The organism is Dokdonia pacifica, assembly GCF_900188275.1.
Lineage (GTDB): Bacteria > Bacteroidota > Bacteroidia > Flavobacteriales > Flavobacteriaceae > Dokdonia > Dokdonia pacifica.
Genome location: NZ_FZNY01000007.1, coordinates 145,180 through 169,609, shown reverse-complemented (window position 1 = coordinate 169,609; position 24,430 = coordinate 145,180). Strand labels below are relative to the sequence as shown.

General features: G+C 33.9%; 18 protein-coding genes. 16 read left to right on the top strand and 2 right to left on the bottom strand.

The annotated features are described in order from the left end of the window. The first annotated feature begins 23 nt into the window (after nt 1–23). From CHB80_RS19320 to CHB80_RS24765, 16 genes are all read left to right on the top strand, one after another. Nucleotides 24–1,661 carry a phage tail sheath family protein gene (locus CHB80_RS19320; RefSeq protein ID WP_089373160.1) on the top strand — a complete coding sequence of 546 codons (1,638 nt, stop codon included), beginning with the start codon at nt 24–26 and terminating at the stop codon, nt 1,659–1,661. A gap of 32 nt (nt 1,662–1,693) precedes the next feature. Further along, complete coding sequence (locus tag CHB80_RS19315; RefSeq protein WP_089373159.1) at nt 1,694–2,125, top strand: phage tail protein; 432 nt, start codon at nt 1,694–1,696, stop codon at nt 2,123–2,125. 36 nt (nt 2,126–2,161) lie between these two features. Next, nucleotides 2,162–3,508, top strand: coding sequence for a phage tail sheath family protein (locus CHB80_RS19310; protein ID WP_089373158.1), 1,347 nt, complete (start codon nt 2,162–2,164; stop codon nt 3,506–3,508). Nucleotides 3,509–3,646: 138 nt separating this feature from the next. Then, entirely contained in the window at nt 3,647–4,078 is a 432-nt protein-coding gene (locus CHB80_RS19305; RefSeq protein WP_089373157.1) for a phage tail protein, read from the top strand. Nucleotides 4,079–4,082: 4 nt separating this feature from the next. Continuing rightward, complete coding sequence (locus CHB80_RS19300) at nt 4,083–4,544, top strand: phage tail protein (protein WP_089373156.1); 462 nt, start codon at nt 4,083–4,085, stop codon at nt 4,542–4,544. A 177-nt stretch (nt 4,545–4,721) separates the two neighbouring features. Continuing rightward, nucleotides 4,722–4,883, top strand: a complete 162-nt coding sequence (locus CHB80_RS24770; RefSeq protein WP_179218221.1) for a DUF5908 family protein — start codon at nt 4,722–4,724, stop codon at nt 4,881–4,883. Beyond that, nucleotides 4,883–5,605, top strand: a complete 723-nt coding sequence (locus CHB80_RS19295) for a CIS tube protein (protein ID WP_089373155.1) — start codon at nt 4,883–4,885, stop codon at nt 5,603–5,605. Before CHB80_RS24770 ends, CHB80_RS19295 begins: the two co-directional genes overlap by 1 nt. A 2-nt stretch (nt 5,606–5,607) precedes the next feature. Continuing rightward, the gene (gene vgrG, locus CHB80_RS19290; RefSeq protein WP_089373154.1) at nt 5,608–7,353 is read left to right on the top strand and encodes a type VI secretion system tip protein VgrG; all 1,746 of its coding nucleotides are present in this window, start codon (nt 5,608–5,610) and stop codon (nt 7,351–7,353) included. Between the two features lie 11 nt (nt 7,354–7,364). Next, on the top strand, nt 7,365–7,655 hold the full coding sequence (locus CHB80_RS19285) for a PAAR domain-containing protein (RefSeq protein ID WP_089373153.1): 291 nt from the start codon (nt 7,365–7,367) through the stop codon (nt 7,653–7,655). A gap of 2 nt (nt 7,656–7,657) precedes the next feature. Next, nucleotides 7,658–8,068, top strand: a complete 411-nt coding sequence (locus CHB80_RS19280; protein WP_089373152.1) for a GPW/gp25 family protein — start codon at nt 7,658–7,660, stop codon at nt 8,066–8,068. Between the two features lie 4 nt (nt 8,069–8,072). Then, nucleotides 8,073–11,207, top strand: a complete 3,135-nt coding sequence (locus CHB80_RS19275) for a baseplate J/gp47 family protein (protein WP_179218220.1) — start codon at nt 8,073–8,075, stop codon at nt 11,205–11,207. Between the two features lie 144 nt (nt 11,208–11,351). Continuing rightward, complete coding sequence (locus CHB80_RS19270; protein ID WP_089373150.1) at nt 11,352–14,117, top strand: hypothetical protein; 2,766 nt, start codon at nt 11,352–11,354, stop codon at nt 14,115–14,117. A 22-nt stretch (nt 14,118–14,139) separates the two neighbouring features. Continuing rightward, nucleotides 14,140–17,409: a PKD domain-containing protein gene (locus CHB80_RS19265; protein ID WP_089373149.1), complete on the top strand. Its 3,270-nt coding sequence runs from the start codon at nt 14,140–14,142 to the stop codon at nt 17,407–17,409. A gap of 18 nt (nt 17,410–17,427) precedes the next feature. Next, complete coding sequence (locus CHB80_RS19260) at nt 17,428–19,920, top strand: hypothetical protein (protein WP_143337190.1); 2,493 nt, start codon at nt 17,428–17,430, stop codon at nt 19,918–19,920. A 73-nt stretch (nt 19,921–19,993) separates the two neighbouring features. Beyond that, on the top strand, nt 19,994–20,374 hold the full coding sequence (locus CHB80_RS19255) for a hypothetical protein (protein WP_089373147.1): 381 nt from the start codon (nt 19,994–19,996) through the stop codon (nt 20,372–20,374). 372 nt (nt 20,375–20,746) lie between these two features. Next, the gene (locus tag CHB80_RS24765) at nt 20,747–20,917 is read left to right on the top strand and encodes a hypothetical protein (protein ID WP_179218219.1); all 171 of its coding nucleotides are present in this window, start codon (nt 20,747–20,749) and stop codon (nt 20,915–20,917) included. 54 nt (nt 20,918–20,971) lie between these two features. Here CHB80_RS24765 and CHB80_RS19250 read toward each other — a convergent pair whose 3' ends face one another. Both CHB80_RS19250 and CHB80_RS19245 read right to left on the bottom strand, forming a co-directional pair. Beyond that, nucleotides 20,972–21,961, bottom strand: coding sequence for an aldose epimerase family protein (locus tag CHB80_RS19250; RefSeq protein ID WP_089373146.1), 990 nt, complete (start codon nt 21,959–21,961; stop codon nt 20,972–20,974). Between the two features lie 122 nt (nt 21,962–22,083). After that, nucleotides 22,084–24,420 carry a glycoside hydrolase family 113 gene (locus tag CHB80_RS19245; protein WP_089373145.1) on the bottom strand — a complete coding sequence of 779 codons (2,337 nt, stop codon included), beginning with the start codon at nt 24,418–24,420 and terminating at the stop codon, nt 22,084–22,086. Nucleotides 24,421–24,430: the final 10 nt, after the last annotated feature.

The following is a 24,430-nucleotide window of genomic DNA, read 5'->3' as shown; positions in this document are numbered from 1 at the left end:
GAACTTTTTTAAAATAGATAAATATGTTAACACAATTAAAAACACCAGGTGCATTTATAGAGGAAGTATCAAAATTTCCTCCTTCAGTAGCACAGGTGGAAACAGCAATTCCTGTATTTATAGGACTTACTGAGAAGGCTACAAGAAAGGTAGATGGTGATTTGTTAGAGTCGCTTGTGAGAATTACTTCATTATTGGAGTATGAAACGTTGTTTGGAGGAGCAAACAAAGAAACATTAGAATTAAAAGATGACGCCGTAAATGGACTTACACTAGTAACTCCTGATACAAAATTTCTAATGCCATATGCAATGCAAATGTACTTTGCAAATGGAGGAGGACCTTGCTATATCATATCCATAGGTGATTTTGAAGATACTTCTGATTCTAGTGCATTAAAATCAAGAATAGAAACCTGTTTAGAAGCAGTATCTAGAGAAGATGAGATCACATTATTGGTTTTTCCTGATGCTACAAAAACACTTAATGAAGGAGATTTTTATGGGATGTATCAAATCGCATTAGATCAAGCAAATGAGCTAAAAGATCGTTTTGTGATTATAGATACTTATAAAGGAAATAGCACTGAATTAACTCAGCTTATTGAAGAAGGACCTAGTAATAATACAATTTCTAATTTAAGAGATAGTATACCTGGAGATAAATATGGAGCAGCCTATTTTCCGCATGTAAAGACCATTTTAAATTATGCATATGATGAAACTGCTGCAATTACGCACACAGGTACAGGATATAATTATAGTGCTGAAGAAACACTATTAAATAATTTAATAGCTGAAATTAATGCTGATACAGCAGGAGATGATCTTGAAGAGAATCGAACAGCGCTTCTAGCCATTTTTGAAACAATCAACGAAACATATGATTTTCCATTTGATTTAACTCCATATATAGATGCTACAACTTCAGCAGAATTGGTAGCGGCATACTTTAATAATGTGATAGATGCAGGAGGATTTAGTAGTGATAACTTAGGAGCACTTAGTGGACAAAAGCTAGAAGATCTAAAAGGAACTACTGTTTACAACGAAATTCAAGCGTTAATTAATGCTGATCCGGTAGTACTACCTCCATCGGCAGCAATGGCAGGAGTATATGCTAAAGTAGACAGCACAAGAGGGGTGTGGAAAGCACCAGCTAATGTAGGCTTAAACTATGTAGTTGGACCTACAGAAAAAGTAAATAATACACAGCAAGATGGACTCAATGTAGATGTTAATGCAGGAAAATCTATTAATGTTATTCGCACATTTACAGGAAAAGGCACCTTAGTATGGGGGGCAAGAACATTAGATGGCAATAGTAATGAGTGGCGCTATATCTCAGTGCGTCGATTCTTTAACATGGTGGAAGAGTCTGTAAAAAAAGCTTCAGAGCGTTTTGTATTCGATTCTAATGATGCTAATACTTGGATCAAAGTAAAAGGAATGATCGAAAATTTCTTGAATACACAATGGAGAGCTGGTGCACTTGCAGGAGCGACACCAGAAGACGCATACTTTGTAAGTGTTGGATTAGATGAAACAATGTCTGCGCAAGATATTTTAGAGGGAAGAATGATTGTGGAAATTGGAATGGCAGCAGTACGTCCAGCAGAATTCATCATACTTCGATTCTCACATAAATTACAAGAATCATAAAAATTAAACAGTAAAAATTAAAACAGAAAGTTATGAATGAATACCCATTAGTAAAGTTTTCCTTTCAAGTAGATTGGGGAGGAACTCAAATAGGTTTCCAAGAAGTATCAGGATTAGATATCGAAGTAGAGCCTATTGAGTATCGCCAAGGGGCAAGTCCAGATTTTACAAAAATCAAGATGCCTGGGATGACCAAGTTTAGTAATATCACCTTAAAACGAGGGTCGTTTAAAGGAGATAATGAATACTTCGATTGGTTTAACAGTATCCAATTAAATACAGTAGAACGTAGAACACTTACCATCTCATTATTAGATGATACAGGAGCACCAGCAATTACTTGGAAAGTAAATAAAGCATTTCCAATCAAGGTACAATCTACAGATCTAAAAGCAGAAGGAAACGAAGTAGCCGTAGAATCTATCGAAATCGCTCACGAAGGATTAGTGATCGAAAACAGTTAATAACACATTAAAAATAAACATTAAACATTTTATATTATGAATTATAAAACACCAGGTGCATTCATAGAAGAGGTATCAATATTTCCACCTTCAGTAGCACAAGTTGAAACAGCGATCCCTGCATTTGTGGGATATACGGAAAAAGGACCCGTAAATGATCCTACTCGAATTACTTCTCTTTTGGAGTATGAAACATTATTTGGAGGAGCAGAAGCTCAAACAGGCATTTCTTTGACAATTACAGATGGAGTAGCAACAGCATCTCTTCCTACAGCAAGTGTAAGTGATTTTAAAATGTACTATGCGATGCAAATGTATTTTGCAAATGGAGGCGGTCCTTGTTATATCGTATCGGTAGGAGATTATAGTGCAATGGGAGTTGCAGTTACTGGTTTTGAAACAGGACTTGCAGAAGTAGCTAAAGAAGATGAGCCTACGTTATTAGTTTTTCCAGATGCAGTATCATTATCAGAAAGTGATGCACATTCAGTATATAATAGCGCATTAGATCAGTGTACACTATTACAAGATCGTTTTGTGATTATGGATACCGTTGCAGATAATCAGGCATCTGTAGATAGTTTTAGAACAGGAGTTACAAGTGATTTAAAATACGGAGCAGTATATTATCCACATTTACAGACGATCTTAAACTATGAATATAATGATGCAGATGTAGTTGTTACTTCAAGTACAAATAGTAGTGGAGGAGTAATTGCAGCAGAAAACTTAGCAGATTTAAAGAATGAAAATTCTGGAGCTTATAATGCAGCAAAAAATGAAATCGCTTCATCTTTACGTGTAGTGTTAGCACCATCGGCAGCTATGGCAGGAGTGTATGCAAAAGTAGACAGCACTAGCGGCGTTTGGAAAGCACCAGCAAATGTAGGATTAAACTATGTAGTAGCTCCTACAGTAAAAATTTCTAGCCAAGATCAAGAAGACCTTAACGTAGATCCAGTAGCTGGAAAATCAGTAAATGCGATCCGTACATTCACAGGAAAAGGAACCTTAGTTTGGGGAGCTAGAACACTAGATGGTAATAGTAACGAATGGCGTTATGTATCTGTTCGTCGTTTCTTTAACATGGTTGAAGAGTCTGTAAAGAAAGCTTCAGAACGTTTTGTTTTTGAATCTAATGATTCTAATACATGGGTACGTGTACGTGCGATGATTGAGAACTTTTTAAATACACAATGGAGAGCAGGTGCACTTGCAGGAGCTTCACCAGAAGATGCGTATTTCGTAAGAGTAGGATTAGGAGAAACGATGTCTGCACAAGACGTATTAGAAGGAAGAATGATTGTAGAGATTGGAATGGCAGCAGTGCGTCCAGCAGAATTTATTATCCTTCGTTTTTCTCACAAACTACAGGAATCATAAAAATAATTTAAGGATGTAAAAATATAAATACGGCGTACGCTTTCGCGAAAGCGTAAGAAGGCTCACCACACGTAATTTATATTCTTTATTACAAATTAAATTAGAAAAATTAAACAGTAAAAATTAAAACAGAAAGTTATGAATGAATACCCATTAGTAAAGTTTTCCTTTCAAGTAGATTGGGGAGGAACTCAAATAGGATTTCAAGAGGTTTCAGGTCTAGATATAGAAACAGAAGTAATTGAATATCGTCAAGGTGCAAGTCCTGATTTTACAAAAATCAAGATGCCAGGAATGATCAAGTTTAGTAACATTACCTTAAAACGTGGATCGTTTAAGGGCGATAATGAGTACTTTGATTGGATTAATTCAATCCAATTAAATACGGTAGAGCGTAGAACACTTACCATCTCATTATTAGCAGAAGATGGCGCTCCAGCAATTACATGGAAAGTAAATAAAGCATTTCCAATCAAAGTACAATCAACAGACCTAAAAGCAGAAGGAAACGAAGTAGCTGTAGAATCTATTGAGATTGCACACGAAGGATTAGTCATCGAAAACAACTAAAATCATGGCAGCAATATATCCACCCACTAGTTTCTCTTTTATTGTCAACGGAGTCTCTACTTTAGAAGGAATTGATTCTCAATTTCAATCGGTAACAGGACTTAGTACTGAGATTGGAGTTGAGGAGTATGCCGAAGGTGGAGAAAACAGATTCTTACATCAATTACCAACACGTCCTAAGTATCCAAACTTAGTTCTGAAAAGAGGGTTGATTACAAACTCTGGCTTGATTAAATGGAGTAGAGATGCTATGGAAAAATTTCAGTTTGAACCTCGAGACCTAATTATAACACTTAATGGAGGAGCAGAATCTACAGCGCCTTTGATGGTGTGGAATGTAGTAGGTGCGTATCCTGTTAAATGGGATGTGTCAGAATTTAATGCTGAAGAAAACAAATTGGCAATAGAAACTGTAGAGTTAAAATATAGATATTTTACAATACCTAGCGCTAGCTTTGGCCTGTAAGTGATCAAAAAACAACACATAGGGCGCTGATTCATAAGAGGTAAATCAAAAACATTTTTTGAATAATACATGCAGAGATTCATGGAGTATTTCATGATGCTGAGAGGGCGTGCTATGTGTTTGATTTTTGAAGATGTTGTTTTAAAAAAGAATAAAAACATAAGTAAATAAAACAATATGCCAATAGAAATTAAAGAGTTACACATAAAAATTAATGTGGACGAGAATACTACAGGAAGTGCAGGAGCAACTACTGTTGATCAGAAAAAAGTGACACGATTGATACATGAGAATGTAGAGCAAATAATGAAAATACAACACCGTAAAAAAGAAAGATAATGCAAGGAGAATTAGCAAAACTAGAAATCATTACTTACAAGGATTCTAGTTATAATAACAAAGTGTCAAGTAATGCATTTAATGCGTTCATAAATCCTGAAAATTACTCGGTTACTTATAAAACTGAATTTGATTCGCAGCAATCAATTGGTACGCCAAAAAGTGAGCAAAGATATATAGCTTCTCCTCCAACGGATCTTAATCTTGAGTTTCTTTTTGATGGAACAGGAGTCGTACAGAAAAACAGTGGAAATAGATTGTTGAATTTAATTACAGGAGGTAGTGATTTTGCAAGAGAAACCGTTAAGAAACAATTAGACGACTTCTATCAAGCTACTGGGCAATATAATGGAGGCATTCACAGACCTTATCATGTTATTATTAGTTGGGGAGAGTTTTTATTTAGAGGTGTCCTTTCAGAGTTTACTATAGAATATAAATTGTTTGACAATGAGGGACTTCCATTAAGAGCTGTAGGGAAAGCAAAATTTTGTGAATCTATCAGTTCTACTTTAGCGGAAGCCGAATGCAAAACAAATTCTCCAGATCTCACACATACAAGAATGGTCAAAGCGGGAGATACTCTACCGCTAATGACGGAACGTATTTATGGAGATGATAAATACTATTTAGAAGTAGCAAGAATCAATAACATCACAAGTTTTAGACAATTACAACCTGGAACGGAAATTTTCTTTCCACCGATTGAAAAAGTATCATAAATATGAATAATAGCGGATACATACAAACATCAAAAACTGCTGATCTAGTTACTTATAAAGTACTATCAGGAGGAAATGAATTGCCTGGAAAGTATGGTGTAAAAAGCATTGTAGTAGAGAAGGAAATCAATAGAGTTCCTCATGCTCAAATTGTTATACTAGATGGAAGTGCTTCAGATAGGGAGTTTGAATTGAGTAATGAAGAGTTACTTACACCTGGTAAAGAAATTGAAATTACAGCAGGATATCAGCTTGATGAAGAAACCATTTTTAAAGGGATTGTTATTAAACATAACATCAAAGTAAGAAAAGGGATGTCTTATCTAGTTGTAGAGTGTAAAGATGAAGCTGTCAAGATGACGGTAGGTAGAAAAAGTAACTATTTCTACGATAGTACAGACAGTGCTATTATAGAAGAACTCATAGGAAATCAGAGTTTAACAGCCGATGTTGAAGCTACTACTAACGAACATCAAGAATTAATACAATACCGTACTTCAGATTGGGATTTTATGCTTACAAGAGCACAAGTAAATGGGAAATTGTGTTTTGTTGATGATGGAATTATAAAAGTAGCAGCGCCAGAATTAAACGGTGATACAATAGAAACAGTAGTATACGGATCGTCAATTCATGAGTTTGATGGCGAGATAGATGCAAGAGATCAATTTGATCGAATCACATCATATTCTTGGAGTTATACAGATCAGGAACTATTAGAGACAGAAGCACAAGATCCAGGTGTAAATCTTAATGGAGATTTAACTGCAAGTGATTTAGCAAATGTGTTGCAATTAGAAAACTTTGAATTAAGACACGGAGGAAATCTTACTCAAGAAGAATTACAAGATTGGAGTGATGCAAAGGCATTGTATCAACAATTAGCAAAGACAAGAGGTCGTGTAAAATTTCAAGGTATTTCAACTGTAAAGCCAGGTACACTTTTACAATTAGAAGGTGTTGGTAATCGCTATAACGGTACTATTTATGTAACGGGAGTGCGTCATGAGATTGTAGACGGAAATTGGCTAGTAGATGCACAATTTGGGTTATGTCCAACATGGTTTTCAGAAACATATGACGTAACAGATATGCCTGGTTCAGGAATTATACCAGCCATAAGTGGATTACACATTGGTGTGGTGACACAATTAGAATCAGATCCAGATGGAGAAGATAGAATCTTAGTTCAAATTCCAATCATTAATAATGAACAACAGGGTATTTGGGCTCGTATAGCTACACTTGATGCAGGTGAAAATAGAGGATCTTTTTTTAGACCTGAGATAGAGGACGAGGTTATTATAGGTTTTATCAATGATGACCCTAATGATGCAGTTGTCTTAGGAATGCTCAATAGTAGTACAAAACCTGCTCCACTAACAGCTTCTGATGATAATCATGAAAAGGGATTTGTAACTCGTAGTGAGATGAAAATGATTTTTAATGATGATAAAATTTCCTATGTCTTAGAAACTCCAGCTGGTAAAAAAGTGACACTAGATGAAGATGCAGATATTGTCCAAATTGAAGATGAGCATTCAAATATTCTCACTTTTAATAGCGATGGTATTACCATGGAAAGCGCAGGAGATATAAACATTAAAGCTACTGGAGATGTTAATATAGAAGGTATGAATATTAATGGAAAAGCAAATGCCCAATTAAAAGTTGAAGGCAGTGCTGGAGCAGAAATATCATCAGGAGCAGTTACAGTTGTTAAAGGCTCTCAAGTACAAATTAATTAATAAAATAATAAATGAAACCAGCAGCCAGAATTACAGATATGCATACCTGCCCATTAGTAACGGGAACTACTCCTCACGTAGGAGGTCCTATACTACCAGCAGGAGAACCTACAGTTTTGATAGGTAAAATGCCAGCTGCTAGAGTAGGAGATAAAGCTCTGTGTACAGGGCCTCCAGATACAATAGCAACAGGATCTGGTACAGTCTTGATAGGAGGGAAACCAGCCGCAAGATTGGGCGACACTACAGTTCATGGAGGTATGATAGTAGCAGGAGAAGCAACGGTTTTAATAGGAGGATAATTATGAAAATAGATAGAGATTTTTTAGGAAGAGGGTGGAGTTTTCCTCCTGAATTCAATAAGGCTCAAAAGGAAGTAGTCATGACAACTGATGTAGAAGATATCAATAATAGTTTGATCATTTTACTTTCTACCCGATTAGGAGAACGTGTAATGCTTTCTGAATACGGGTGTGATTTACAAGAGCTATTGTTTAAACCACTTACACTCACACTTGCAACACAGATACGTGGAATAGTAGAAAGAGCTATTCTGTACCATGAACCAAGAGTGAATATTTTGAGTATTGATATTGATAGCGCTAATGAACTAGAAGGAGAAATCTTGATAGTTGTAGACTATGAAGTTAGAAACACAAATACAAGAAGTAATATCGTCTTCCCTTTCTATAAAGGAGAAGCAACAGAAATCTAAAAACATGAAGAAACAAATAGATACATTTTCACACTATAGCGACGGTAAGTCACAATCGCAACGCTTTTTAGAGACATTAGATCCTAAGAGTTTCAAACTTCATGATTTAAACATGGCAGATTGGTTGCTTTTTGCATACAATTTTGCAAAGCATGTAAATTACTTTGATAAAGATAATAATACAATTCCTGAAGGAAATTGGCAGGACTTCTTTAATTATTTTGAAATTGATCAGGAAAGTATTCCTAGAAGAGAGACTATTGCGTACAAAAAACTAGAAAAAAATGTTTTAAAGACACTCTCTGATTTTGAAAATGAAAGAGCACTTACACCACACTTAAGTCTTTTTGTATGCTTTATTAGACTACTCGAGTTTTCTCAAGAAAAGTTTAATAACCTAACAAAGAGACATCTTGATTTCTATTATGGAGAAGTGTTGAAAATTGAAAAGAAAGAAGCCGTTGAAGATAAAGCATATATCATTTTTGAACTTGCTAAAAAAGCAATGCAGGAAAGAATCCCAGAAGGAACAGCTCTAGACGGAGATAAAGATGCTCTTGGAAAAAGACGAGTATATAAAACAAATGAAGAACTCATAGCAAATCAAGCAAAAGTTGTCGAGTTGAAAAGTTTTTTGAATGATGAAAACAAACAAGAACTCAAACTTGCTAGAAAAGCAGATTCATTAGATGGCTTAGAAAAAGAACTGCCAGAAGAAAGTAATTTTTGGTGGCCTTTTGGATATAATTCTGATGAAACTAATTATGAAGAATTACCAGATGCTAATCTAGGATTTTCTATTGCGTCATCATTGTTAAACTTAAAGGAGGGAAAAAGAACAGTCACTGTAAAGATTGATTATGAAACCTCTTCAAGAGGTGTATTAGACTTTACTACAAATGACTTTAGAAATACGATTGAGATTCAATGTAGTGGAGAGGAAGAATGGTTGTCTGGTATCACATTAAAAAGTGTTACAAATGCAACCAAATCTTTAACACTATCATTTGAATTGGCAAAAGATTTTCCTGCGGTAGTGGGTTATAATCCAGAAGTGTTATTAGAAAGTTTTGATACAGAATTTCCAGTAGCTCGATTTTTAATCAAAGGAAATAAGCGCTATGAATTTTATCAAGCATTATCAGCAAAAGCAGTTAGAAATATAACAGTTACTGTAGATGTAGAAGGTATTTCAACAGCAATGATTGAGAATGATAATGGAGCTCTAAATGCAGAAAAACCTTATTTCCCATTTACAGGACAGCCTACTAGAGGGTCCAACTTTTACATTAGACATCCAGAAATATTTTCTAAAAACTGGAAAAATGTGAATGTGAAAATAAATTGGAAAAATACCCCAAATTCTATAACAGATCATTATAAGGCCTATGTTTTTAATTCTGGGGATAATCTTTCACAGCAAACTTTTAATACCATTGCACCAACGGCGAGATTAGAGTCAGATGTAGAAACATCATCATTACAAGCATTTTCATTAGCTACGGCACAACCATCAGGATCGGTGGTAAATTCAGACTCTTATTTTAGAGCAAATGCTTTTCTGTTAGATAGAAAAGAATGGAACTTGAAAAATGCCAATGTAGTGTTGTTTAATCAAACAACAGATGGATATAATACTGCTTTTACTATTACCAACACAACAAGTGATATTGGGACTGCAGAAGCAATACGATTATCTCTAAATCAAACAGCTTTACAAGATATATATCCACAGTTGTACACATTAGCATTGTTAGATGCTAATACAGGGGAAGAAGGAAATTCTGACACACTCATTCCTAATGAGCCATATATTCCAGAAGCTCAGGATATAGAGTTAAGTTATACAGCGTCAGATGTAGCATATTCTTATTTATCTAGAAGCATAAGTGCAGGACCTTCAGAAAACAAAGAGGTTACTATATATTGTGAAGATGTTTTTGGGCAATACGCAAAGACCTTTAATTCTAAACAGTTAGTGCCTGTATATGGTCCTGGTGGAGAGTTTTATGTAGGATTAGAAGCAATGCCTAATCAGAGAATATCATTACTTATTCAAACATTAGAAGGAAGTGAAAATCCATTAGTAGAAACCTTTGAAGATCGAGAAAAAATAACATGGGAAATCCTTTCAGGAAATACTTGGAGGAATTTGTCAGAATATATTCTAGAAGATGATACTAATAATTTCCTAAGATCAGGAATTGTAAAATTTGATATTCCTAGAGATTTAGATGTAAATAACACACGTCTTTCTAAAGATCTTATCTGGGTAAAAGCCAGTATGAAAAGAAGTTATGATGCTGTATGTAGAGTACAAGGTGTTTTTGCACAGGCAATTTTGGCCACATTTGAAAATAATGAAAATGAGGTGTCCCACCTAGAAACTGGGCTGGCAGCAGAAACCATTAGTAAGCTCATTACTAGAATTCCTAAAATCAAATCTGTAAGTCAAAATTACAACTCTTTTGGAGGGGTTTATGAGGAGTCAGATGCACAGTATTATAGAAGAATTAGTGAGCGTTTAAGACATAAAAACAGAGCCATTACTTCATGGGATTATGAACAACTTATTTTAGAAAACTTCCCAGAAGTATTTAAAGTAAAATGTTTAAACCACACTTCTGAAGATTCTTTTATGGTACCTGGTTATGTAAGTTTAGTTGTTGTGCCAGATACAAGAAATAAAAATGCTTTTGACATCTATCAACCTAGAGTGAGTAGAAATAGTTTAAGCGCTATAAAAGAGTATATCAATAGTTTAAATACTGCGCATGTAAATGCAACTGTTATGAACCCTAATTACCAGGAGGTAGAAGTGTCTATAACGGTAAAATTCTTTGAACAATTTGATGAAGAATTCTATAAAAAGCAACTAGATCAAGATATCAAGAAATACATTTCTCCTTGGGCTTTTGAAGCAGATCGTTCTATTGTTTTTGATGTGTCTTTAAACACAAACCTTATGTTAAATTATGTAGAGCATTTACCATATGTAGATTACATAGATAGCATAGCGGTATATGTAGATGGGCAATTGCAAAGTAGTGCTTCGATAACAGCAGATCCTAGATCTATTCTAGTATCAGCAAAACAACATCAAGTAGCTATCACTCAAAGAGTATGTGCCTCTAAATAATCATATAAAAGAAGCATAACATCAACCATTTATTGATCTGGAAAGAATGATTTATAGTAGGTGTTTACGCTTTCGCGAAAGCAAAAAAATATTAATTACAAGTACATGTCATCTTGGTTTTGTACTTAGAAAAAACATAAATAAATGTTAGAAAATCAGCATATCAGTATACCTAAAAAAGTTGAGACTCAAGATGATTTGGATTTTCAGTTTTTGAGAAGAACGGGTATTAATTATATAGAACAATTGGGGAGTGGGCTTTGGACTGATTTTAATTCTCATGATTCGGGTATTACCATATTGGAAGTGTTGAGTTATGCGATCACTGACCTAGGTATGAGAATGGATCTAGATACCGCAGATATCTTAGCCTCAAATGAAGCCGACAAAGGAATACAAAATCAATTTATCAAAGCTTCAGAAATTTTACCTGCAAAACCTTTGACGCAAATCGATTATAGAAAGTTAATCTTGGATATTGGTGATAGTTCCATGGGAGAAAAGCTAGTAAAAAATTGCTGGATTATGCCTAGAGAACAAACATTATTTGTAGACTGTAAGACAGGAGATATTGCTTTTGATAGTACAGATTTACAAACAAGTAATCCGCAAAGCTTTAATGTAAAAGGACTTTACGATGTCTTAATTGATTATAATGACGAGATCGATGATTGCGGTAGATCTACAGTGTTATCTGAGACATTAAACCGTTTTCATGATAATAGAAATCTATGTGAAGATCTTATCGAAATAAAAGAAGTGCCTACTCAAAATATTGCTGTTTGTACAAGAATTGAAGTAGAAAACAATGCAGATGAAGAGTGGGTACATGCAAATGTCTTAAAAGTAATTAATAATTACCTAGCACCAGATATTAACTTTTATTCCCTAAGTCAATTATTAGAAGAAGGGTATACTACAGATACAATATTTGAAGGGCCTTTATTAGATAATGGATTCATAAAGACAGAAGAGTTACAGAATAGTGAGTTGCGTAGAGAAATACGCGTTTCTGATCTTATTAAAGAAATCATGTCTGTAGATGGTGTAAAGGTCATTAATGAAATTTCTATTAATAACTGTGATGGAAAGATTAATGTAGATGATTGGGTAATATGTGTTGATTATGGAAAGAAACCTGTATTATGTGATTTAAGTTCTTTTAGTTATAGCAAAGGGACATTGCCTTTAAATATTAATGATGCGCAAGTAAAAGCTTTTCAAGAACAAATTCGAGAAGAGGAGGCATTAGCTAGAGAAAATGCAAGACTTAATAAGGAATTGGAAATTCCTCTAGGAACAGCTTTTGATATTGAAAATCATACAACGATATTAAATGATCTTCCAGATACATATGGAGTAGGAGAAGCTGGTATTATATCAAAATCGACACCCGAAAGAGAAGCATTAGCAAAACAACTCAAGGGGTATTTGTTATTCTTTGATAAAATGCTTGCGAGTTACTTTCAGCATTTAGGAAAAGTAAAAGAATTACTAAGCGTTAATGGATCATTAAAGCGTACGTATTTTACACAAGCTATAAAAGGTGTTAAAGGTTTTGATGAATTAGTAAACGATTATGAAACTTCTGATGATACTCAACTTACAGATACGCTGTATAAAGCATTAGATAATAGTGTAGAAAGAAGAAATCAAATCTTAGATCACCTAATTTCAAGATTCTCAGAGCAATTTAATGAGTATACTTTTTTAATGAAAGCCTTATATGGAAGAGCTTCAGATGAAATTATTCTAAATAATAAAGAAGTATTTCTACAAGATTATAAAGATATAAGTGCAGAGAGAGGTTTAGGGTATAATTATTATATGCAGCCAGATTCAGAATTATGGGACACATCAAATATATCTGGAGCGCAAAAAAGAATAGCACGATTATTAGGAATACAAAATTATGATCGTAGACATTTATCAGATTCGCCAGTAGTTATTAATAGCACTACAGATACAGATGGTAATACTACGTATACTTGGAAGGTTAAAAATGCAAATGGAAATATTGCGCTTTCATCTGTAAATACAAAGGTGCTAGAATATGCTGCTTTACAAGAAATGTATGAGGCTGTCTTTCTATCTATTCAAATAGATATGGAAGATTTAGAAACAATCTTTGAAGGGCCTCTAGCAGAAGGGGATTATGTCGGGAACTTAAAAATATGTGTATCTGGTGGCGGCAAATACTATTTTAAAGTAGTTAAAAGAGCAACGGCAGATGATGCTGAAGAGATCATAGCTAATCACAATAACTATTACGATACCCAAAGTGAGTTAAAAGATGTTATCCGAACACTCATTAATTACTTCAAGTTTGAGTTTTCAGAAGAAGGAATATTCCTAGTAGAGCATTTATTGCTAAAACCAAGAACGGCTCTTGATTATGAGCTTTTAGGAATTGGATGTATGGATGTAGATAGTAGCTTTATTGTTGCTTCAGATATTAAAACACAAGCAGAAGAAGGAAGTGAAGAGTTTATGACTTCCTGTGAAGAAGATTGTGAAAAAGACGTATTTGATCCGTATTCATATAGAGTAAGTATTGTATTGCCAGGCTATACATTTCGTTTTTCCAATCCTGACTTTAGAAAATATGCAGAGACAGTAATTAGACAAGAATTGCCAGCTCATGTGTTAGCTAAAATTTGTTGGGTAGGAGATAGACAGGATGGTACTGAAGCTGCAAATGATCTCTATGATTTTGAGAAAGTATACAAGAAATACTTAATAGATAAGTCCGGAGAAGATCTTGTGAGTTTAGCTGAAAGTACAAGAGATCTCATAACAGCAATGAATAACTTAAATAATATATACCCTCCAGGAAGACTTCTAGATTGTGATCAAGACGATAGTGATGACTTGAATGGAAAAATAATCTTAGGACAATCAAACATTTAAAAGCGTTTAAAAAAAATAAAAGATGAATACTAAATTAGATAATATAACAGCACAGTATAGAAAGTTCAACGAGAACCAGGCGCTTACAGAAGACCAGTTGAACGAATTTATAGATTATTTTGAAGACCAAGATCGCCTCTCAAGAACCCGACTTAGTGGTACAGGTATTGTTTGTGGTTTTAAAACAGCAACTGCATTTGGGTTACCTGATCCTAGTTTAAATGGTTTAGGTATCAGTCAGGGAGCTGGAGTTACTACAGATGGTGATATCATTACTTTGAGAAATAATATTGATGGCGTAAAAGATGTATCAATAGATTTTGATGGAAAAGTATTTACGCATTATAAAGCGTATACAGATATACTCAAGTATCCGCATTTTTCAGAAGTAACAAGTATTATTGAGCTAAGAAGTCAAGATGATATTTTAGAGGGAGAAACAGGATTTGCAGTTGTAGATGAAAACCTACTGAACGGAAAAGTAGTTCTTCTGTATTTAGAAAGTTATGTAAATGAAGAATCTCCATGTCAAGATGCAGATTGTGATAATCAAGGAGAAGAGCAAGTCTCAGAATTAAGAGTGTTACTTGTAGATTCTGCAGATGCTCAGAATATCATAGATGGGAATACTCAGGATACCATTTATAATAAACATAATGAGTTTGAAGAACTTTATGATGCACTACCAAATATAGAAGTGAGTAGAGCTTTTTTAACAGCAGATGTAACAACAAATAATGAAGTAAGAGCAAAGTTTACAAATGCTATAGAGAGAGATAATGTTGTAAGTAAGTTAAGCGCAGGTTTTGAATCTATTAGCCAGACTTTTAATGTAGAAATTAACTTAGGTGGTCAAACATTGAATACACTACTAACGAATCTTTTAAATACGTCTGATACAGATTTTCAGTATCGTTATGATGTACTAAAAGATTTAGTAGCAACATATAATGAGGTTAAAGATTTGCTTTTACACTTAAAAGCAGAGTGCTGTCCAAGTATTCATTCTTTTCCTAAGCACTTAATGTTAGGACCGGTAAGTGCTTCTTTAGAGTTAGGAGAAAATACAGAATATCGTCATGACTTTTATAAATCTCCAATACTTTCTGAAGAAGATGAGAATTATACAAGAGTTGTGTTATTGGCAGAACGTTTTGTGCAGAAAATTGAAAGCTTTCGAAAATTTATTGGTCCTGTTAGAATCACACCTTCTAAAAAAGATGCAAGCTTAGGAGAAAAAGCAGTTCCTTTTTATTACAATGTAACTGATGAACTATTAGAAACTTGGGATTATGAAAAATCAGAAAATGATAAAGAAGACCATAACTTAAGTTATCATAAAGGGAATTTATCAAGTGAAGATTTTATTCAAAATCCATTAAATTATACACTAGATGACAATAACTTCTTTAGAATAGAAGGTCATTTAGGCCAATCATATAAGATTGCCTACGAAAATATCAATAAGATTAAAACAGATTATGGATTGTCATTTGATATTAAAACACTAATGCTTCGTAGAAAAGCAGTAGATGTAATTAGCGGTCCAGTAAGAGGGTTTCCTATTACTTCTCCGACAAGAGCATTAGATACTCAAATAGTTTCATTAGAGCCTACTGCAGATGTAAATGATGCACAAATAGTGAGTGCAGATTTAGTAAGTGATCAAGATGTTTTACGAAGAGCAGAAGAGCTCCCAGAATTATCATTAGAATCTGAAGCAACTGAAATCTCAATTGCAGATTTAAGACAGCAATTACTGGAAGTTTCTGAAGCGTTTGTAAGTAATGCAGAGGCAGATCAACAAGAGACATTACAAACGATTGCGAATCTGGATTATCAACTAAATTTATTAAATGAAGTTGAGGCACTAACAAAACCACCATTAACTCAAGACGGAGGTGTAACTGTAGTGACGCAAGATCAGAAAGAAGATGAAATAGAAAGTGAATTATTGAGTGACTTCATGGAAAGACACTCAGGTATAGAACACTTTGCAGGGGTAGAACCAGGAGGTACATTTATTCTTGTACATGAATCTGAAGATAGACCTCAAGTCATTGCTGATTTTTCATTACCATATTTATGTTGTGATAAAAAAGACCCAGTATTCTTGGTATTACCAGTAACTCAGCTTTGTGAGAATGACGACCCTATCCTAATGACAGTAATTCCATTAGATGGAGAGATTAAAGCCTTTGCAAATGGAGTAGCAATTCCTGGGATTACTACAAATAGAGGAGGACAAAGTGTCTTTAATCCAAGCTTAGTGCCAACAGCAAATCATGGAGATCAAATTACATTTACAGTAAATGATGATCCTGTAGAAACAGTATTAACAGTAGTACCTCAATCGCAAGTAACTGTTGTTGCAGATAATATTGTGTACGATGATAATGCAGAAAGCGCAGAAGTAGATTTTGTAGTAACAGGACATAATGCAAGTTATACATATCAATGGAACTTTGGTGATGGTAGTCCATTAGTAGCAACTCAACCAGTTAATGGTATTGTTAAGCATACATACAACTTAGTCGTAGGACAAGAAGATATTTATAACCCGACGCTTACAATTACTAATGCAAATGGATGTAGTACAATGGTAAGTATAGAACCATTATCTCTTAAACTTGTGATTAATAGAAATACACAAATACGTATTTACTTTGATTCATCAGGATCTATGAATTCCTCTCTCGCACCTTTAACAACAATGAAGGACGGAGTGCTTAAGAATACATTATTGCCATTATATGATAATGATGTAGCGGCTTATGAAGATAAGGTTAGAATACGTAATTATGGAAATGAGAGAACATTCAACGTCTTGAATTTAGAAGGGGAAGCAGCTCCTGAAGGTAATGTGATTGTATTAGTATTCCAAGATGAAGCTAGTCCTGTTTATCATTCAAGTGCTATTACACCAAGAAGAACTCAATTTAATACAGATATAGCAGCATTTAAGAGTAGACTGTCTAATAATTTTGGAACAGGAAATCCAAACTATTATAGAGGAATTGTATTCCAAGTAGATGGTAACGGAACATTTAAAACATTAATGCAAGCGGTAGAAACAGGTAATCAATCGGATTATGCTTCAGTAAGTAATAATTTAATTACAGAAGTAGCAGATGGTCAAGTACAATTCCAGTATGATATTCAAGATGGAGATACAGCTCAGAACTACTTTAATATTATTAAAGCAGCATTAGAGTCATTCGGATATGACATACCAGATAGTACATTAAGAGTTGCTGCACCATCTAATCCAACTCCTCCTTCAACGCTATAATTGCTAAAAAAATAAAAGATGATGAATAATCGATTAACTAATATAACAACAGAATATAGAAAGTTCAGCAAAGGACAATATGTAGAGCATACACAATTTAATGAGTTTTTAGATTATTTTGAAGATCAAGATCGCCTTTCTAAAACCTTATTGCGAGGAGTGGGAATTGCTTGTGGGTTTGAACATCAACTTACCTATACAAATTCTATAAATAGTAGAAGAGTACGAGCAGTAAATGGGGTGGAAATATCTCAAGGAATTGGTGTCACAACAGATGGTGATCTTATTACACTAAGTGATATTATTCAAGTAAGTGATGAGTTAGGTGTAAGTGATCTTAAATCAATAGATCTAAAAAGTAAAAGATATTCTTTCTCTAAACCTTATGATAATTCTAAGGTAAATTATCCTCCTTTTTATTATGATGATGGGAATCAAATTCCTCTTTGGGAGCTATCAGAAACTAATAATAGCGCAGGTGAATTTGAACCCGTAAATGCAACAGATGAAGCTATTTTAAATGTACTATACTTACTTGTATATATAGAATCTTATGAAAAAGAGGTGCGCCCTTGTAGAGGGGTAGATTGTGATAATCATGGATTGGAACAAGTGCAAAATGTAAAAATACTTTACACTACTTTGGCAGGAATTAGGAATATTGTTGAGAAGGGGGATACACTGTACCCACATCCATTAAATACTTCTATTCCTGAACTAAAATTAAGACGAGCACTTGTAGATACTGACTTTGATAGTATTAGTGATTTTAAAAATGCGTATAGTAAAATTGCCTTAGATGAAGGTTTATTAAATAAAATGTCGCAAGGGATTGCTACAATCACCTCACATTTTAATCTAGAAAATAATTTTGATGTTGCTTCAGTTACTTCAAAATTAGAAACTGCAATAGCAATTGATAATGATGGGGCTACAGGATTTCAATATGCATATGATTTCATAAAAGATTTAGTAGATACTTATACAGAAATCAAAACATTATTACCTAAGTCATTTACAAGTTGTTTTCCAAACTTTAATGCATTTCCTAAACATATTATGATAGGAAAAGCTGTAGACAATACACCAGACAACTATAAGCATAGATTTTATAATTCTCCAGTATTGGATGATGAAGAGATAGAAGCTAAAGTAAAAGTGTTAATTCAACGATTTAATGAATTGGTAGACAACTTTGGATTGCCAGTAGTGACAAAAAAAGAACTTGAAATTAATATTACACCATCAAGAAAATCAGGGTTATTAGAGACAAAAGCTATCCCGTTTTATTATGATATAGATGAAACGTTTTTAAAACGATGGAGTTTTGATAAAACAAGACATAGAATTGCTGATAGGAATTTGACATATAATAATTTAAACCCTCTACTTTCTAATGATTTATCTATAAGTGATGCGATCAACTTTAATTTAGAAAAAAATACATTTTATAGAATTGAGGGGCATCAATCTCAACCCTATCAAACTGTTACAGGGGTATTAAACTTAAAAAAAGATGCTGCTCAATTATCTTTTGATATAATGGCGCTCTCATTAGAAGAGTTGAGTAATAATAAAGACCTTTCTAAAGCCTATTTTAAAGAATATGTAGAGAAACATCCTGGAATAGAGCATATAGCAGGAGTCGAACCAGGAGGGACATTTGTAGTTGTTTATGAATCGGAAACAAATCCTGGGGTAATTGCCGATTTTGCACTGCCATATTTATGTTGTGGTCCAAAAGTAGACGTGAGTCTAAGCTTACCTGTAGATGAAATCTGTAGCGGAAGCAAAGCAATTCCTTTTACAGTATCTCCATTAGATGGTGTTGTAGATGTTGTGAATGGTATAAGAGGGACTGGAGGAGTTATAAAAATTGGAGAGCAATATTTCTTTGACCCAACACTCATAAGTTCAGTGTTTCATAATACAGATATCGAGTTTTCTGTAAATGGTAAAGCTACAGGAACAACAATACGAGTAGTATCACAACCTAATGTTCTGATTACAATCGAAGAAATCATACCATCTGAAAATGAAACTGATGTTTTCGTGACTTATAGAATTCAAGGTTTAAACATTACAGATTATCAATATGAATTTGATTTCTTAGGGAATGATAATTATGTTTCAGTAATACCTTCTAATGGACTTGTTACCTATACCTTCTTTAATTTTAGGAATACAAAAAGTTTAGAAATACCAGTAACGAAGATAAGAGTAAGTGGAAATGGATGTTCAGATATTCTTGAAGTTCCAATAGATATTCAGTTGAATCCTGAGATTTCTGAGATCTTATTTCCAGATGGTAATTGTTGTGCAGAGAATATAATTCCAAAAGTTAGTGCTGTTAATTTCTCAACAGGTAATTGTTGTGTAGAGAATATAACTCCAAAAGTGAATGCTGTTAATTTCCTTCCAGATAATTGTTGTCAGGAAGGTGGAATAACACCAAGAGTTGTCGGAGTTATTTTCCCAGACCCTGCATGTTGTGTAACATTAATATCCTAAATAATAGATGTGTAATAAGCATCGTGAATACAATAAATAGAATAAGTATAATAGATTAAATAAATTTTAAATTATGTGTAGTATAAATTTTGCGGTAGTACCAGAGAGTACTGTTGATCCTATTCTTAAAATCAATGGGAGATATAGACTATCTGGAGAAGTAAACTGGATTCTTTTTCCGGTAACGGTATCAAATCCACAAACCCCAGATATTCCTTTAATAGGAACCTATGATATGGGTATTCAAATTGAAACTGCAGGAGGGGTTAGTGCATGGTTCGATACAGTGGCAGCCTTTAGTGTTGCTAGATCGTGTGATAAAGGTCCTATTGATACTGGCGGAGGAGATCCTATCGATACAGGAGGAGGAGACCCAATAGACACTGGCGGCGGCGGTGGCGGCGGTGGCGGTGAAATCATCGCTCCAGATGACGGCGGTCAAGCAGCGGAATAAAAAAAGCAATAATAAATATTTTGTTGATTAATAATTGGTAATTAGTAAAACCTAAGAAACACATCTTAGCACTTTTGAATTATTGTTTTTATAGAAAGGAGTTACAAAAGATTGTATAAAAGTGTGATGTGTTTTCTAGGTTCAACTTTTAAAAGAAGTAATACCCTTTAAGATAGGTCTTAAAGGGTATTTTGTATAGAGACTTGATAGTATATAATAGACGTATATATATACTCTTCTTCTACATTCAAGGGGTTTTATTATAAAATTACTGGAAAGAATTAAAAAATGTACGGATAACACGTAACATGCTGATAATCAGTAAAATTTGTTTAATTTTATAGAATAACTAATCTCATAAAACACACTATTATGCTAAAATCAATTTTAAAATTAAACGGAGTTAAAGAATTAAATAATGCGTCACAAAGACAAATAGAAGGAGGATGGATTCCTAGAAATATTTGTCACTCCGATGAAGAATGTCATCCTACACAAGAATGCATTGCTTGTATTTGTACGGCTCCTGGTGATCCAGTATAATGCAGGCATTAGCCAAGTTGGGTAAGCGAACTTTAAAAAGTTCGCTTTTTTATTTTATAAAGATGAATCTACAATAGAAAACTTGAATACGCTTTTGTTTTTATATACATCACCTGGATGTATGACAGTAGACGGAAAATGAGTATTGTTTGGCGCATCAGGAAAACATTGATTCTCAAAACATATAGCAGGATATGCGGTGTATAAAAGATTATCTTTAAAAGGTAGTTCTGGAAATATTTTTGGGGTATAAATAACCATTGCAGGTTGATTCGTTTCAACGTCCATTTGAATTCCAGACGTAGGAGCATATAAAGAGGCTTTTGTTATTTTATCTTCTAGAATAAATGTATCATCATATCCTTTAAATGTTGAATTGCCTATTTGTGATTTCTGTGATAAGTCATAATAACTATGTAATGTAGGAACATAGGTTCCTGTTGGGATAAGATTTGAATCTACCTCTAAATAATGCTTGCTCGCTACTTGTAAATAATGATCAAGAATACTACCGGATCCGTTAAGATTAAAGTAAGAATGATTGGTAAGATTTACATGAGTGGTAGTATCTGTAATTGCAGTATATGTTATAGTAACTTCATTGTTTTCTGTAAGTATAAAGCTTGCAGATACCTCTAAATTCCCAGGATATCCTTCTTCAAGATGTTTGCTTACATAACTTAAAGTGATTTCTTGAGAATTTTCCTGTGATTTAAATGTCCAGTATTTTTTATCAAATCCATGTGTACCTCCATGTAAATGAACTCCATTTTTAAAAGTGAGATTTATGTCTTTAATGAGTTTATCTTCTTTAGTGTTTGAAATACGACCCGCATACCTTCCTATAGTACATCCTAAATATAAATTATGCGCTATGTGTGAAGGTGTTGTATATGCTTGAGGAGTAGCAAGTCCTACAACAACATTGGTGATTTCGCCATATTTATTAGGAACCTTTAGAGATGTGATAGTAGCTCCATAATTAGATATTTCTATGCTACATCCATTTATATTTGTAAGAGTTCTTGTTTCAATTTTGGGCATAGAAAAAGCTATATGATCGAAATATAACTAACTTTAATGGATCACAAAAGTAATCCCATGGAGATCTTTTTATACGCTTTCGCGAAAGCGTACCCAGAAACAATACTAGTAAGGTAGCAATCCTACTTACTGAACCATTTTCGTACAGTAGCCTCGGTCGTTTTATTATTGGGCGTAAAAGCAGTATTCTCTATGCCTCTATATTCTAAATAACTAGGGAATTTCCACCATAAAATCCCTTTACACCATGGCTCATTTTGAATCCCTTCAAAAATGACTTCATAACAACGTCGCTGATGCTCATCATTAAAAGGAGTATCGCCATCTGCATGAGGGTTTTTCCAAGGCATTTCAATACTTCTAAACCCTATTTCTGTAAAAACTATTGGTTTTTTATAGGTTTGGTATACCTTTTCAATCTTAGTCTTAATAGTCTCAAAATTTGCTTTTAATTCCTCATCTGTAGGAGTGTCATTTTTACTTAAAGGATAATAAGAATTTAGCCCGATAAAATCCAATTCATTCCAAAAATCGATGGTTTCAAACTCTTCTCCCCAATTGGCTGCATACGTAAGATTACCTTGATATAAACTTCTTGTTTTTTGGAACATTTCTTTCCATTGTTCGCTATGAGTAAGTGTAGCTTTTACAAACTCAACCCCCATACACAAAGCATCTATTTCATGAATTTCTGCAAGAAAAGCATAATGTCGAATCCATCTATAATAGTAATCAAAAAATGCATTCCAATCTTCTTCGGTTTCATATTCAAGAGCACCAGGCCAGCTATTACCAAAAAACACCTGAGGTTTTAATAGTGATTGCATCCCTCTTTTTTTAGCTTCATAAGCACTATGTACAACACCTTGGTCATTTTCAGAACCAGCTCTGCTTCCTATAGAAAGATAGGTGGGTGGGTTACCCATACGGATATAGCTATAAGGTACAATGGCAAGTGCGTTACTTCCCATGTCTTGCTGTTTTGCAATAGCTTCGGTTGCTTTTTGAGATAAGTAGCCATTGTAAATACTATATCCTTCATGAGCAAAATTGAATCCTTTCAGATAGGTTAACGTAGGTTTTACTCGTTTCTTTTTAGGGTGTTTTGTAGCTTCTCTCGCAAGATATTGTTGCCATATTGGCTCTAAAGATTGTAACTCTTTTTCTGATGGGATCCAATCATTAAATCGTTGCAAGAATAACTCTTTTCCAAAGTGATCTATTAAGAAGGTAACTAGTGATCCAGACATACACTCTGTAAGTAATGGAGATTCTTTCTCCATCAATTCATTATCAAATAATTCTTTTAGAGTAAGAGTGTTTTTTGATTCATAAAGTCTTGCAGTCCAATAAGGATATCCTTCTCTTTGCCATTGATCAGTAAAATATACCGAAAGCCCTTTCGAAAGTGTTATAGAAGAAGCATTTCCAAGGGTGTGATGTAAAATGAGTTCATTCTCTTTCTCGATATAATTGTTTGAATACTTATCATTAATGATCGTATGTACTGTATTGTTTTGAATATCAATATGTGCTTGCTGCGTATTGCCTAGCATTAAACCTTTGTCTTCTGCGGTATTATAGATATGATAGGTAATCTTAGGAATACTTCCTTTATGTCCTGAAAAATTAATGATGTTTTGGTAGGTGTTCTCTAAATCAGAAACCAACGTATTTGTAGCCTCTTGTGATAGTTTTTTTTGGTGTGTCGTAATAATATAATTTTCCGATTGCGATATAGTATTGTTCCCTTCTGAATAATCAAAATGGCTAGTGGTGTCTAGCTGCCATGATGTATTGAAATTACCAAGAACTATTCTAGTAGAAGCGTTGTATACTTCATAATCCATACTTTGCCAGAAAAAAGAAGCACCAGCTTTTTGAATACTACCTTCAAAAAAGTCATAAAGTGCTTGAGGGTCATTTCCCGTAAAAAAACTGAATGGAAGTTTGTTGTTTTCTGGATTAGGATAAAAAGAAACCGATAAGATGTGTGAGTTGCTGGTATGTGTTTTTGAATGAAATGAAATTCCTTGATCAGAGATTTTAATAGGTATTGATTGTGTAAACCGATGTAGTAAAGGGTGCTCTTTAGGAGTGCCTACTAAAAAAAGAATGTTGTTTTGTATATCTGATGCTGTAATTTCTGATGCTGCTTTATAGGAAAAGGTCGCATTTCTACGTCTTCCGCTTTGAGGAATTTGATTGATAGTATCTAGAAGCGCTTTATATTTATTTTGAAGCTTAGCATCTTTAGTTCCATACACAATAAGAACTTCTCGTTTGTTAAAAAAACTACGTCTTAATTCACGACGCGTAGGCGGAGGCACTATTTCCTCTTGTGCTAATGCAATATTCTTATGTGATGCATTATCTTTTGAAGTGGTTGTAAATGCAGAAACACTAAAAATGATTAGCAAAATAGCAAATAGTATAATGCCTATATAAGTGCGTTTCATGAGGTAGTAT